Annotated in this window: 10 protein-coding genes; 5 read left to right on the top strand and 5 right to left on the bottom strand. The window is 73.4% G+C overall.

The window, feature by feature from the left end; genetic code table 11:
- Positions 1-28: 28 nt before the first annotated feature.
- Positions 29-952, top strand: a complete 924-nt coding sequence (locus tag FKN01_RS13125) for a sirohydrochlorin chelatase (protein ID WP_143619851.1) — start codon at positions 29-31, stop codon at positions 950-952.
- A gap of 73 nt (positions 953-1,025) precedes the next feature.
- Here FKN01_RS13125 and FKN01_RS13130 read toward each other — a convergent pair whose 3' ends face one another.
- Together FKN01_RS13130 and FKN01_RS13135 are read right to left on the bottom strand one after the other, a co-directional pair.
- The gene (locus FKN01_RS13130; RefSeq protein WP_143619853.1) at positions 1,026-2,072 is read right to left on the bottom strand and encodes a lactonase family protein; all 1,047 of its coding nucleotides are present in this window, start codon (positions 2,070-2,072) and stop codon (positions 1,026-1,028) included.
- Between the two features lie 124 nt (positions 2,073-2,196).
- Positions 2,197-3,690 carry an FUSC family protein gene (locus FKN01_RS13135; protein ID WP_143619855.1) on the bottom strand — a complete coding sequence of 498 codons (1,494 nt, stop codon included), beginning with the start codon at positions 3,688-3,690 and terminating at the stop codon, positions 2,197-2,199.
- Between the two features lie 345 nt (positions 3,691-4,035).
- On the opposite strand from FKN01_RS13135, the gene FKN01_RS13140 reads away from it, so the two are divergent.
- The 3 genes from FKN01_RS13140 (at position 4,036) to FKN01_RS13150 (ending at position 6,531) form a co-directional block, all read left to right on the top strand.
- Positions 4,036-4,626: a lytic polysaccharide monooxygenase gene (locus FKN01_RS13140; RefSeq protein WP_143619857.1), complete on the top strand. Its 591-nt coding sequence runs from the start codon at positions 4,036-4,038 to the stop codon at positions 4,624-4,626.
- 138 nt (positions 4,627-4,764) lie between these two features.
- Positions 4,765-5,238 (top strand): Lrp/AsnC family transcriptional regulator, encoded by a 474-nt coding sequence (locus FKN01_RS13145; RefSeq protein WP_143619859.1) that lies wholly within the window; start codon positions 4,765-4,767, stop codon positions 5,236-5,238.
- 204 nt (positions 5,239-5,442) lie between these two features.
- Positions 5,443-6,531 (top strand): serine/threonine-protein kinase, encoded by a 1,089-nt coding sequence (locus tag FKN01_RS13150; RefSeq protein ID WP_143620037.1) that lies wholly within the window; start codon positions 5,443-5,445, stop codon positions 6,529-6,531.
- On the opposite strand, the gene FKN01_RS13155 is transcribed toward FKN01_RS13150, so the two are convergent.
- Together FKN01_RS13155 and FKN01_RS13160 are read right to left on the bottom strand one after the other, a co-directional pair.
- On the bottom strand, positions 6,532-7,524 hold the full coding sequence (locus tag FKN01_RS13155; RefSeq protein ID WP_185992834.1) for an aldo/keto reductase: 993 nt from the start codon (positions 7,522-7,524) through the stop codon (positions 6,532-6,534).
- Entirely contained in the window at positions 7,521-8,441 is a 921-nt protein-coding gene (locus FKN01_RS13160) for an aldo/keto reductase (protein WP_143619863.1), read from the bottom strand. The genes FKN01_RS13155 and FKN01_RS13160 overlap by 4 nt, the downstream gene beginning before the upstream one ends.
- A 335-nt stretch (positions 8,442-8,776) precedes the next feature.
- On the opposite strand from FKN01_RS13160, the gene FKN01_RS13165 reads away from it, so the two are divergent.
- Positions 8,777-12,256 carry a M28 family peptidase gene (locus tag FKN01_RS13165; RefSeq protein WP_143620039.1) on the top strand — a complete coding sequence of 1,160 codons (3,480 nt, stop codon included), beginning with the start codon at positions 8,777-8,779 and terminating at the stop codon, positions 12,254-12,256.
- A gap of 57 nt (positions 12,257-12,313) precedes the next feature.
- Here FKN01_RS13165 and FKN01_RS13170 read toward each other — a convergent pair whose 3' ends face one another.
- The gene (locus tag FKN01_RS13170) at positions 12,314-13,747 is read right to left on the bottom strand and encodes a helix-turn-helix transcriptional regulator (protein WP_260696869.1); all 1,434 of its coding nucleotides are present in this window, start codon (positions 13,745-13,747) and stop codon (positions 12,314-12,316) included.
- Between the last annotated feature and the right edge of the window lie 384 nt (positions 13,748-14,131).

Raw genomic sequence — 14,131 nt, forward strand, 5'->3', positions numbered from 1 at the left:
TCGTCCGAAACCAGTAGCATGCGGCGCCATGAGCACCCCCACTGGGCCCGCTTCCGGCCTGCCTGTACGAATGCCGCGACCTCGCCAGTCCGGACGGCACCGCCGCCCGGAGCCCGTGGTCGCACCCGAGGGCGCTGCCGCGCTCGTTCTCGCCGTTCCCGGCACCCCCTCCTCGACGAGCCGCGGTCTGGCCGAAGAGGTCATCAGCATCGCCCGTTCCGAGCTGCCCGGTCTGAACGCCCTGATCGGTTACGTGGACGGGGACGACGCCGAGTACCCGGCGCTGGCCTCCGTCATCGCGCACTCCGCCGCCGAGCGCACCGCGCGCTACGAGCAGGCGCTGGCCGCGGGCCGCGAGGTCGCCGAGCCCGAGGGCCCGGCAGCCGTGGTGGTCCCGCTGCTCGCGGGTCCGGAGGGCACGCTGGTGCGGCGGATACGTCAGGCGATCACCGACAGCGAGGCCCCGGCGGAGCTGACCGACGTGCTCGGCCCGCACCCGCTGCTGGCCGAGGCGCTGCACGTCCGGCTGTCGGAGGCCGGGCTGGCCCGCGCCGACCGGGCCAGGCTCTTCACGGTGGCGACGGCCGCCGACGGCATCGTGCTCGCCACGGTGGGCGGCGAGGAGGCCGTGCAGGCGGCGGGGATCACGGGCATGCTGCTCGCGGCCCGGCTCGCGGTGCCGGTGATGGCCGCCGCGCTCGACGTGGAGGGTTCGGTCGCCGCGATCGCCGATCAGCTGAAGGGCTCCGGCTCGCTCCAGCTGGCCGTGGCGCCGTACCTGGTGGGCCCCGAGGTGGAAGAGGGTCTGCTGGACGCCGCGGCCAAGGAGGCCGGCTGCGCGAGCGCCGAGCCGCTGGGCGCGTATCCGGCGATCGGCAAGCTGGTCCTCTCGTTGTACACCTCGGCCCTCGGGATCGCTCCCGCGGTGGCTCAGGGGGCGCAGGCCCGCTGACCCTTGTGACATGCGTGAGGCCCCGGCCCGGACGGCAGTCCGGCACCGGGGCCTCGGTCGTGTCCGGGAGGGCTCAGCCGAAGATCACGCAGGAGGCCGCAGGGGCGTCCAGGGAGCCGTCGTGGCGCGGGACGCCGGTCTCCCGGTCCACGGTGAACCAGGCGACGTTCCCGCTGCGCTCATTGGCCGCGTACAGCCGCCGCCCGGTCGGGTCCAGCGCCAGGTCGCGGGGCCAGTGCCCGCCGCAGCCCACGGTCGCGACCAGGGCCGGCTTCTCACCGGTCGGGTCGAGTGCGAGGACGGAGATGCTGTCGTGGCCCCGGTTGGCCGCCCACAGGAACCGGCCGTCCTGGGCGACGACGACCTCGGAGGCGTAGCTCTCGACGGTCACGTCCTCCGGGAGCACCGGGATCTCGCCGACCGGTTCCAGGACGCCCGCCGCGGCGTCCCAGCGGCACACGGTGAGGGTGGGCTCCAGTTCGTTGAGCACGTAGGCGTGGCGGCCCGAGGGGTGGAAGGCCAGGTGGCGGGGGCCGGTGCCGGGGCGCAGGGCGGTCTCGCCGTGCGGACTCAGCTCGCCGGTGGCCGGGTCGACCGCGCAGACCCGGATCGAGTCGGTGCCGAGGTCGACGCTGAGCAGCCAGGCCCCGGAGGGGTCGGGCAGGACCTGGTGGGCGTGCGGGCCCTCCTGGCGGTCGGCGACCGGTCCGCCGCCCTCGTGCGCGAGGACCGCGGCGACGGGGCCGAGGGTGCCGTCCTCGGCGACGGGCAGCACGCTGACGCTGCCCGAGCCGTAGTTCGCGGTGACCAGGTGGCCGGCGGCGAGGGTGAGGTGGGTGGGGCCGTCGCCGTCCACCGCCCGGACCCGGCCGAGCGGACGGGGTTCGTCCGTGGTGACGTCCAGGGCTGCCGCACCACCCGGCTCGGTCTCGCTGACCGCGTACAGGACCGTGCCGCCGGCGCCGAGCGCCAGGTAGGAGGGGTCGGGCACGGCGTCCGTGGTGCCCAGGACCGTGAGCGCGCCGGTCTCCGCGTCCACGGCGGCGACGGTGACGCCCCGCCCGCCCGCCGAGGTGAACGACCCGATGAATGCCCGTGCCGCTCCGTTGCTGCTGTCCACCGCTGCTCCTCCCCGCCGGCTGTACGCGGCGGACGTGGCCGTCGTGATCTTCCGCCGCGACGGTAGCAGTGCCGCGCTGCGGTCTGGACCAAGGGTGCGCCGGCCGGGCCGTGCCCGAAGGCGGTCAGGCGGTGACGAGGGGTGCGCCCGGCGGGGTGTGCAGCGGCGCGGCGAGTTCGGCGAGCGCGCGTTCCAGGCTGTGCAGATGGGCGAGCGCGGGTTCGGTGGCGGCGGGATGCGCCGGGACGGCGGATGCCACGGCCGTACGGCCGGTCAGGGCCTCCACCGCGTTCTCGACGCGCCAGCAGGCGGCGGCGAGCCGGGCGTCGTGGGACGCCTCCGGATCGGCGGCCACCGAGGCGAGGCCGCGCACCTCGCGGGCGCACGCGTCGAGCAGGGCCAGTACGTGTCCGGCCCGGGCCCGGCGGGCGCGGAGCGGGCTCAGCGGGTGGACCAGCGGGGCGAGCGAGAGGCGGACGCGGCCGAGGAGCGCCTCCAGCTCGGCGATGCGCGGGGCCGGGTCGGCGGTGGCGGAGCCGGAGAGCCGGGCGGCGGCCTCCTCGGTGCAGGCGTGCACGCAGCGCAGGGCGCGCTGGATCCAGGCGTCCGTCGTGGCGTGCGTGGTGACGGGCAGGACGCACAGCACCGCGAGCATCGCGCCGAGCGCGCCGACGGCGGTCTCGCCGAGCCGCAGGGCGAGCAGGCCGGGGTCGAGGACGCCCAGCGAACCGTAGAGGGCGCCGGCCATGACCGTCACGGAGAGCATCATCCAGGTGTACGACACCGCGGCCGTGTAGAAGATCCCGAACACCCCGGCGGCGACGACGAGGGCCGTGGGCACGGGCGCGCCGTGCAGCGGGACGACGACGGCGAGGCCGACCGGGATGCCGATGAGGGTGCCCAGCACCCGGCGGAAGCCGCGTACCAGGGTCTCGCCGCGCGAGGCGGTGTTCACGAAGACCCACCAGGTGGCGCCGACGGCCCAGTACCAGCGCTGGTCGGACATCAGCTGCCCGGCCATGAGCGCGACGGCTCCGCCGGTGACCGCCTGCACGGCCTGACGGGTGGTGACCCTGGCCAGGCCGGTGCCGGCGGGCGGGGCCGGCGCGGCGGGGGCGGCCAGCCGGCGTTCGTAGCACCAGAGGCCGAAACGGACGGCCGACGCGGAGAGCAGGGAGAGGGCGACGGCGGCGTAGAGCTCGGGGAGCTGCCCGGGCAGGGTGTGGAGGAACTGCGTGGTGAAGAAGGCCATGAAGGCGAAGACGCCGAGGGAGTGGCCGCGCGGCCCCCACCGCCTCGCGTGGACCCCCGCCCCCATGACCGCGAGGAACGCGGTGTCGCGGGCGAGCGGGTGGTCGTGGAGTACGGCGGCGAGCGCGAGCACCGGGAAGCCGACGGCGGGCAGCAGCGCGGTGGTGACCGCCTGGCCCCGGACCGTGGGGTCGGTCACGGTGAAAAGTGCGAGCAGCGCGGCCAGGCCGCCGGTGATGGCCGCCACGAGCGAGTGGCCGGCGAGCCCGCACACCACGACGGCGAGCCCGATGCCGAGCACCGCGCGGCAGGCGAAGCGCAGCCGCGTCCGGCCGGGGTCCGGGGCCACGAACGCTTTCCTCAGCACTGCTGCTCCCCCACTCCGGTCCACCGGCTCTCCCTTCCAGGCACGAGTTCAGGCACGACTTCAGGCACGAAAAAGGCGCCGCGGAGGTCCGCAGCGCCATCGACGGATACATCAGACCATCCGAAGGGCGGTTGGCTCAAATTGGACTCGATTCATTGGGCCATTGGCTCACCAGACGCCGCATCCGAGCGGCCAGGCGGTGGCCAACGGACCAGCCCCGCCGGAAGGCCGCCGCACCAGGCGGCCACCTTTGGTCTAGACATGTCAATTTGCCATCGCTATGCTCACCCTTGGTCTAGACCGCAGAACTCTCCGGACATCACCCCACATCTCCAGGAGCGACGTATGCGCAGGAAGATCACCTCGTTACTGGCCGGGCTGGCGGTCGCGGGCGCGGCCCTGCTGGCCACCTCGGCCCCCGCCCAGAGCCACGGCTACACCGACTCGCCGATCAGCCGGCAGCAGCTCTGCGGGATCGGCACCGTCAAGCGCTGCGGGCAGATCCAGTGGGAGCCCCCGAGCGTCGAGGGCCCGAAGGGCTTCCCGTCCCGTGGCCCGGCCGACGGCCACATCTGCTCGGGCGGCATCGGCCGCTTCTCCGAGCTGGACGACCCGCGCGGCGGCGCCTGGCCCGCCACCAAGGTCACCGCCGGCCAGAACTACACCTTCAACTGGCGGATCGAGGCCCGGCACGCCACCACCGACTTCCGCTACTACGTCACCAAGGACGGCTACGACCCCGCCAAGCCGCTCACCCGGGCCGACCTGGAGACGCAGCCGTTCCTCACGGTGCCCTTCGGCGGACGGCTGCCCGGCTCGACGGTCAGCCATTCCGGCGTACTGCCGCAGAAGTCCGGCAAGCACCTGATTCTCGGCGTGTGGACGATCGCCGACACCGGCAACGCGTTCTACGCCTGCTCCGACGTGCAGTTCTGACCGTACGGCGGTGCCCCGCGCCACCCGCCCGTGCGCGGGGCACCTCCGGCCGAGGCGGTGACGCGCGGCCCGCCGCCGACAGGGGCCGTTGATACAGTCGCTGGCCCCGAAGAACGCACCGAAAGAGGCCGGCGAAGCATGGCGGTGGACGCGCTCGACACCCGTATCCTGCGGCTGCTCATCGAGCAGCCGCAGACGAGCGTGCGCGAGTACGCACGCATCCTGTCCATCGCCCGGGGCACCCTCCAGGCCCGCATCGACCGGCTGGAGCGGGACGGTGTGATCACCGGGAGCGGCCCCTTCATCTCCCCCGCCGCGCTCGGCCACCCCGTCCTCGCCTTCGTGCACCTGGAGGTCACCCAGGGCCATCTCGACGAGGTGGGCGACGCGCTCGCCGCCGTGCCGGAGATCATCGAGGCGTTCTCGACCACGGGCGGCGGCGACCTGCTGACCCGGGTGGTCGCCCGGGACAACGGACACCTGGAGGACGTCATCCAGCGGCTCATCCGGCTGCCCGGCGTGGTCAGGACCCGGACCGAGGTCGCACTGCGCGAACGCGTCCCGCACCGACTGCTCCCCCTGGTCGAATCGCTGGGCGGCGCCCCCCGTTGAGGAGGGCCGGTCGTCCGGGCTCCGCTCGCCGGATATCCTGATCTTGCCGCGCTCCCCCCACCCCGCTCTCGCCCCGGCGAGGCCGTCGCCGCGGCAGTCGAAGCGGCCCTCGGACACGGTCTAGGCCCGAGCTATCGAGATTGGTGTGCACAGGTGCTGGTTGCTGGACGGTACCGGCTGATATCCGCCATCGGCCGGGGCGGGATGGGTGAGGTCTGGCGGGCCACCGACGAAGTCCTCGGCCGTGCCGTCGCCGTGAAGCTGCTCCTCGGGGAGCACGCCGACGAGTCGGCCACCGCCCGGTTCCGCCTGGAGGCCCAGACCGCCGCCCGCCTGAGCCACCCCCATCTGGTGGCCGTCTTCGACTTCGGGGCCTGGGAGAACCGCCTCTTCCTCGTGATGGAGCTGGTCGAGGGGCGCAGCCTGGCGGACCTGCTGCTGGCCCAGGAACGGCTGGGCCCCGAGCAGGCCGCCCGCATCGCGGGACAGGCCGCCGCCGGGCTGGCCGCCGCGCACCGCCAGGGCGTCGTCCACCGCGACATCAAGCCCGGCAACCTCATGCTGGACGGCGAAGGCACCGTCAAGATCGGGGACTTCGGCATCGCGCAGTTCGTGGACGACCCGTCCGCCGCGCTGACGACGACGGGCCACATCGTCGGTACGAGCCTCTACCTCGCCCCGGAGCGGGCGCTCGGCCGCACGGCCGACGCCGCCTCCGACATGTACTCGCTGGGCTGCGTCGTCTACCAACTGCTGCTCGGCGAGCCGCCGTTCCGTTCGGACACCGCGACGGCCACGCTGTACCAGCACGTGGACACGCCTCCGGTGCCGCTGCGCCGGCGCGGCGTGGACGTCCCCGCCGCCTTCGACGCGTATCTGCTCGGCCTGCTCGCCAAGCAGCCGGAGGACCGGCCGACCGCCCAGCAGGTCGCCGACTGGTTCCACAGCGACGCCTGGCGGGGCCGCCCGGAGCCGCTGCCGCCGCACCACCCCGCGCCCGCGCGGACGCCCGCCCCCGCGCCCTTCCCCGCCGCGCCCTTCCCCACCGCACCCGCGCCGTCGCCCGGAGCGGACTCCGGTGCGCCGACGACGTACCGGCTGCCGCAGGGGCCGGCCGGACGGGGGCCCGGGCAGGGCCATGGACGGCGTGCGACGGCCAGGGCCGGGAAGGGCCGGCGGCGGACGGCCGGCGAGGCGATCCGCCGCAGGCCCCGGGTGGCCAGCGCCATCGCGGGTGCGATCGCCTTTCTGGCCGCCGTGTTCCTGGGGATGAGCCTGTTCTCCGGGCGGTGACTACCAGCGGTCGTGGACCGCCGCCCTGAACCGCCGGTCGTAGAGGTCGCGCACCGCGTCCAGCGTGCTCTGCGGGAGCGGGGCGAGCGCGGCGGCGGCGGCGTTGGCACGTGCCTGCTCCGTCGAGCGCGCGCCGGGGATGACGCTGGTGACGCCCGGCTGCTGGATGATCCAGCGCAGCGCCGTCTGCGCCGGAGTGGCACCCTCCGGGGCGAGCGCGGCGAACTCGGCGGCGGCCGCCACACCGGTGGCGTAGTCGACACCGGAGAAGGTCTCGCCCTGGTCGAAGGCCTCACCGTGCCGGTTGAACGTGCGGTGGTCCTCGGGGGCGAAGACGGTGTCCGCGGTGTACTTGCCCGAGAGCAGACCGGAGGCCAGCGGCACCCGGGCGATGATGCCCACCCCGGCCGCCCGCGCCGCGGGCAGGACCTCGTCCAGCGGCTTGAGGCGGAACGGGTTGAGGATGATCTGGACGCTCGCGACCCCCGGCCGGGCGATGGCCGTCAGCGCCTCGGCGCACGTCTCGACGCTGACCGCGTAGGCCGCGATCCGCTGCTCGGCGACGAGCGTGTCCAGCGCGTCGTACACCTCGTCGGAGGAGTAGACGGCGGTGGGCGGGCAGTGCAGCTGTACGAGATCGAGGGTGTCGACGCCCAGGTTGGCCCGGGAACGGTCGTTCCAGGCACGGAAGTTGTCCAGGGTGTAGTTCTCCGGCAGCTGGTCGACGCGGCGGCCCATCTTCGTCGCCACGAAGATCCCGGCGTCGGGCCGCTCCTTCAGATAGCGGCCGATGAGCTGTTCGCTGCGGCCGTCCCCGTAGACGTCGGCCGTGTCGAAGAAGGTGACCCCCGATTCGACGGCCGCGTCGAGCACGCCGAGGGCGTCCGCCTCGCGGACCTCGCCCCAGTCCCCGCCGAGTTGCCAGGTGCCTTGTCCGATGACCGACACATGACGTCCGGCCCTGCCCAGTTCGCGCTGTTCCATGGGGATCATGCTACGTCCGCCCCGGCGGCCTGCCCGAGCGCGGTGAGGCGTGCCATCTCCTCGTCGGTGAGCCGCAGGGCGCCCGCCGCCACATTGGCCTCCAGGTGGGCCGGGTTGCCGGTGCCCGGGATGGCCAGGACGTTCGGGCCCTGCTGGAGGGTCCAGGCCAGCCGGACCTGGGCGGGCGAGGCGTCGTGGGCGCGGGCCACGTCGAGGAGTTCCCCGTGCTCGGCGCCGGCGCCGGTCTCGCCGCCGGCCCCCGCGATGGCGTAGAAGGGGACGAAGGCGATGCCCAGTTCACCGCACATGCGCAGGACCTCCTGGGAGTCGGCGCGCCGCTCGCCGATTCCGTAGCGGTTCTGCACGCAGACGACGGGTGCGATGGTCAGGGCCTCGGTGATCTGCTCCGGCCAGACGTTGGACAGGCCCAGGTGGCGGACGAGCCCTTCCTCGCGCAGTTCGGCCAGGGCGCCGAAGAGGTCGGCGACGGGGCGGTTGCCGTTCATCCGGAGGTTGACGACGTCGAGGTGGTCGCGCCCGAGCTGGCGGATGTTCTCCTGGACCTGGCCGCGCAGCTGCTCGGGGCGGGCCCAGTCGAGCCAGTCGCCGCTGGGGCCGCGGCCCGGGCCCACCTTGGTGGTGATGACCAGGTCGTCCGGGTAGGGGCCGAGCGCCCGGTTGATCAGCTCGTTGGCCGAGCGCAGGGGCGAGAAGTAGAAGGCCGCCGTGTCGATGTGGTTCACGCCCAGCTCGACGGCGCGGCGCAGCACCGCGACGGCCCGGTCCCGGTCGTGCGGGGTGCGCTCGTCGCTGAACGCCCGGCCGTTCTGGGTCAGGCGCATGGCTCCGAAGCCCATCCGGTTGACGGTCAGGTCACCGAGCCGCCAGGTGCCGGCTGCCGCCGCTGTGAGGGAGTGCGAGGTCAAGGCTGTTGCCTTCCTTGTGAGTTCGGGCGAGAAGAGGAGTGACGCATGAGGGAGGGCCAGAAGTACTTGCGCCCTTGCCAATTCAGTGATATGGTGGCCCTGACAGGTTCGTGTTGATCACCGTTCTGGTGAGAGTGCAGGATAACCTCCGCCTCCCCGCCTGTCCATCCCCTTCTGTTCCGCATGCGCTTCCGGCGGCGCGCTCGCCCGACTTGACGAGACTTGCCAACTCCCTTGCGGGCGCCCGCAGTTCGTTGACGGGGTCATGACCACATGTGAGTGTTCGGTCGCTCGATCACGGACACCATGAGGAGCCCTCGATGAAACGCAGACCGATGACGGCCGGGACGACCCTGGCCGTCCTCGCCGGGATGCTGGTCGCCGTCAGCGGCCCGTCCGCCTCGGCGGACCCCGCACCGCCGCCTGCCCCCAAGGCACTCACCGCCGCCGTCTCGGCCGCCGACAAGGCCGCCGCCAGCGGACTCGACGCCCTGGCCAAGGGACCCCAGGAGCGCTACGAGCGCCGGATGGTCACCCCGTGGATCAACGGCCTGTACTCCGTGGCGTACGAGCGCACCTACCGCGGCCTGCCCGTGGTCGGCGGGGACGCCGTCGTGGTGGCCGACTCCAAGGGGCGGGTGCGCGGTTCGCAGTCGGCGGTCTCACGGCGCATCAACGTGCCCACCACCGCGACCGTCTCGGCGAAGACCGCCGAGGCCGCCTCCCGCAAGCAGCTGCGTACGGTGGACAAGGTCGAGAGCCACCGGCTCGTCGTCCGGGCCACCGGCGAGCGCTCCCGGCTGGCCTGGGAGACCGTGCTCACCGGCCGGACCGCGAAGGCCCCCAGCCGGCTGCACGTGTTCGTGGACGCGGGCACCGGCGCGGTCATCGACAGCTACGACGACGTCCGGGCCGGCACCGGCAACAGCCAGTGGAACGGGCCGGGGCCGCTCACCATCGACACCACCTCCTCCGGGGGCAGTTACTCGCTCCGCGACCCGAGCCGTACCGGCCTCAGCTGCGCCGACTACAGCACCGGGGGCGTCTTCACCAAGTCCACCGACTCCTGGGGCAACGGCAGCGCGTCCAGCAAGGAGACCGGCTGCGTCGACGTGATGTGGGCGGCCCAGCACGAGTGGGACATGCTGCGCGACTGGCTCGGGCGCAACGGCCACGACGGCAACGGCCGCAGCTGGCCGGTCAAGGTCGGCCTCAACGACGTCAACGCCTACTGGGACGGCTCCACGGTCTCCATCGGCCACAACCAGGCCAACCAGTGGATCGGCGCCATGGACGTCGTGGCCCACGAGTTCGGCCACGGCATCGACCAGTACACCCCGGGCGGCGCCAACCACGAGTCGGGCCTCGGCGAGGCCACCGGCGACATCATGGGCGCGCTCACCGAGGCGTACACCAACGAGCCCGCTCCGTACGACGACCCGGACTACACCGTCGGCGAGAAGATCAACCTCGTCGGCAACGGGCCGATCCGGGTCATGTACAACCCCGGCCAGACCGGCGACCCGAACTGCTACAGCTCCGCCATACCCAACACCGAGGAACACGCGGCGGCCGGCCCGCTCAACCACTGGTTCTATCTGCTCGCCGAGGGCTCGAACCCCGGCGGCGGCAAGCCCTCCAGCCCCACCTGCAACAACTCCACGGTGACCGGTGTGGGCATCCAGAGCGCCGGCAAGGTCTTCTACGGCGGCATGCTCCTGAAGACCAGCGGCATGACGTACAAGCGCTACCGCACGGCCACCCTCACCGCGGCCAGGAACCTCGACACCTCCTGCACGCTGTACAACCGCACGAAGGCGGCGTGGGACGCGGTCAGCGTGCCCGCCCAGAGCGGTGACCCGACCTGCTCGCCGAGCGGCGACAACGACTTCTCGCTCTCCCTGGACCCGGCGTCCGGCTCGGTGAAGCCCGGCAGCTCCGTGACGGCCACCGTGCGCACGACGGTCACCTCCGGCAGCGCCCAGACGGTGAACCTGTCCGCGAGCGGGCTGCCCGCCGGGGTGAACGTCTCGTTCAGCCCGTCCTCGGTGCAGTCCGGCGGGACCTCCGCCATGACGGTGTCGACGACGTCCGCCGCGGTCCCCGGCTCGTACACCTTCACGGTGAAGGGCGCCGGCACCCAGGACCACACCGCGCAGTACACCCTGACCGTCGGTGGCGGCGGCACGCCCGGCGGCACCCCGCCCGACATCGACATCGCCGAGGTGCAGGCGCATCTGACGCAGTTCGACACCATCGCCTCCCAGAACGGCGGCAACCGGCGGGCCGGGAGCAACGGGTACAACGCCTCGCTCGCCTATGTGAAGGGCAAGCTCCAGGCGGCCGGCTACACCGTCACCGAGCAGACCTGCGCCACCTGCACCTACACCGGCAAGAACCTCATCGCGGACTGGCCGGGCGGGCCCGCCGACAGCACGGTGATGTTCGGCGCGCACCTGGACGGTGTGTCCGCCGGACCCGGCATCAACGACAACGGCTCCGGCTCGGCGACCCTGCTGGAGAACGCCCTCGCGCTCGCCCGGCAGAACCCCACCATGACCAAACACGTCCGGTTCGCCTGGTGGAACGGTGAGGAACAGGGTCTCCAGGGCTCGAAGTACTACGTGAGCCAGCTGAGTTCGGCGCAGCGCAGCGCCATCACCGCCTACTACAACTTCGACATGGTGGCCTCGGTCAACGGCGGCTACTTCATCAACAACCTCAACTCGGCCGCGTCGGCCCCGATGAAGGCGTACTGGGACTCCCTGGGGCTCGCCCCGGAGGAGAACGTGGAGGGCCAGGGGCGCTCCGACGACTACTCCTTCCAGCAGGCGGGCATCGCGACCTCGGGGTACGCCACCGGGGCCAGTGACACCAAGACGTCCGCCCAGGCGTCCAAGTGGGGCGGCACGGCGGGCCGTTCGTACGACCCGTGCTACCACTCCTCGTGCGACACCACCGCCAACGTCAACGCCACCGCGCTGAACCGCAGCGCCGACGGGGTCGCGTACACGCTGTGGAAGTCCGCCGTGGGCTCCACCGCGCCCGGCGACGACTTCTCCGTCTCGGTGAACCCGGTCTCGGGCAGCGTCCAGCCGGGCTCCTCGGTCACCGCGACCGTGTCCACGGCCACCACCGGCGGCTCCGCGCAGAGCGTGCGGCTGACGGCGTCCGGTGCGCCGAGCGGCGTCACCGTCTCCTTCTCGCCCACGTCCGTGCAGTCGGGCTCGTCGGCCACGATGACGGTCTCGGCGAGTGCCCAGGCCGCGGCGGGTACGTACACGCTCACCGTGACCGGGACCGGCACCGCCGCCCACAGCACCACCTACTCGCTGGTGGTCGGCGGCGGCGGCACCTGCTCGCCCCGGCAGGTCGTGACCAACGGCGGGTTCGAGAACGGGACCGCGCCGTGGACGCAGACCGACGGTGTGATCAACAACCGGACCTCCGAGAAGCCCGCGCACAGCGGCTCGTACCAGGCGTGGTTCGGCGGCTGGGGCAGCACCCACAGTGACACCGCCACCCAGTCGCTGACCGTTCCGGCCGGCTGCTCCGCCTACCGGCTGTCGTTCTATCTGCGCACCGACACCGCCGAGACGCCCGACGGGAACGCGTATGACACGTTCACCGTGAAACTGGGGTCGCGGACCCTGGCCACGTACTCGAACCTCGACGCGGGCGGCGGCTACGCGCTGAAGACCTTCGACGTCGCGTCGGCGGCCGGGCAGACCGTGACGCTGGCCTTCACCAGCAGGGAGGACGCCTACCTGCAGACCAGCTTCGTGGTGGACGACGTGGCCCTCGACGTGAGCTGATCCCACCCGGCGCGTGTACGGGGCGGGGCGTGGTCCACACGCCCCGCCCCCGCCTCTTCAGCGGACGACGACGGCCAGCCTGCGGACGAAGTCCTCGGTCTCCCCTCGCCCCTCGCAGCGGCCGGCCAGCCGCCCGTACAGTCCCCGCAGCTCCTGGCCGAGCAGGGTCGCGGGGTGCACCTCGGTACTGTCCAGGACCGGTCCGGCCACCGCCGACGCGGCGGCCGGTTCGCCCGCGCAGACGTACGCGTCCGCCGTGCGGGCCAAGAACAGCTTGCGGGCCGAGTGCAGGCCCGGCGGCAGCAGCCGGATCGCGCTGCCGGCCGCGTCCAGCGCACGCAGCGCGTACCGGCGCTCCCCCGTCGCGGCGGCGAGGTCGCGCAGGGCGCCCGCCGCGCCGGACTCCACCCGCAGCCGCACGGAGGCGACGGAGAGCCAGGGCGCCTCCGCCTCGTCCCGCTCATCGGCCAGGTCCATCTGCGACCAGGCCCGGGCGATGTGGTGCAGGGTGCGGTCGGCGTCACCGCGCACCGCGTGGCCGCGCGCCTGGTACAGGTCGCTCATCGCCCCCGCCCAGTGGCGGCCCGCCGCTGCCGGGCGGATGGCTTCGCCGTACGCGAGGGCGGAGGGGCCGTCGCCCTCCAGCCGGGCCAGGGTGCTCATGTCGCTGAGCGCCGCGACCCGCACGCCGACGTGGCCGGCCACGGCCGCCCACGCCAGGGAGCGGTCGAGCCAGGCCATCGCCGTGCCGTTGCGCCCCCACAGCAGCCTGAGGCAGCCGGCCGACTGCGCGTACTCGGCGGCCAGCGGGGCGAGCTGGCGCTGGTAGGGGGCTGCCGGGAGGGCCATCCAGCGGAGCATCGCGTGCAGGGTGCGCTCGACCACGGCGGACGCTCCGGGCCAGCCGCGCTCCTCGTCGGCGCGCAGGCAGACGGCGAGCAGCGCGGTCAGGGCGTGCACCGTGTCGTCGTCCAGGGCGGGGTGGCCGGCCGCCGCGGGCCCCCGGGCGCAGAACCGCGCGTGCAGGGCGACGACGTCGGCGAGTGCCGGGACGGCGCAGCCCTCGCGCCCGTGCAGCGGGCACACCAGGCCGTAGGCCGGCAGCCGCCCGGGCAGGACGGCCCCCGGCGGGAGCATCGCCGGGAGTTCCCCGCCGGCCGGCTCGCCGGGCAGCGGTCCCTGCCGGACCGGGTCGGGCAGGGGCCCGGGCGCGGCCGGTACCGCCTCCGTCCGCTCGCTCGCCTCGGCCTCCTCGCAGGCGGCGACGAGGTCCCCGTCCGCCCTCAGCAGCTGGTCGAGGCGGCGGGCCAGCGGCAGCGGGGTGCGGCGGCTGCCGTGTTCGAGTTTGCTGATGGCGGTGTGGTCGTAGCCGACCCGGGCGCCCACCTGGGCCTGGGTGAGGCCGGCCCGCCTGCGCCTCAGACGCAGCCGGGCGCCGAACGCCCGCCATGCCTGGACACCGCGGGCGTCCGCGGGCGCGGGGCCCGTCATCTCGGTCACCCCGGGCCTCGTCGTGCCTGGTCAGCGGTGCTTCTCGCGCCACGCTCACGGCTCATGCCCCGGAGGATAGCGAGGGGCCGGGCCCCCTGTCCCCGGGGCGGCGACAACATGTCCGGTAACAAGCGCGGGAGTTGGCGGGGACGAGTCCGCGCGTCCACCGCGCCCGCCTGGACGGTTGCGGTGGCAACGATCCGCCCGGCCGCACTCACCTCTCGTACCCACCCCGTCATCACCTGAAGCGACGGGGTGCCGGTGGCCCGGCACCGGCGCCCGCGAGATGACCGCAAGGCGGGCACTCGTGATCTTTCCGTCGTCAACTGTTGTTCTCAAGGTCACGCGAACAAGCCGTCGTGACACACCTATTGACGCGTAGGG

Source organism: Streptomyces sp. 130 (assembly GCF_007096885.1).
Taxonomy (GTDB): domain Bacteria; phylum Actinomycetota; class Actinomycetes; order Streptomycetales; family Streptomycetaceae; genus Streptomyces.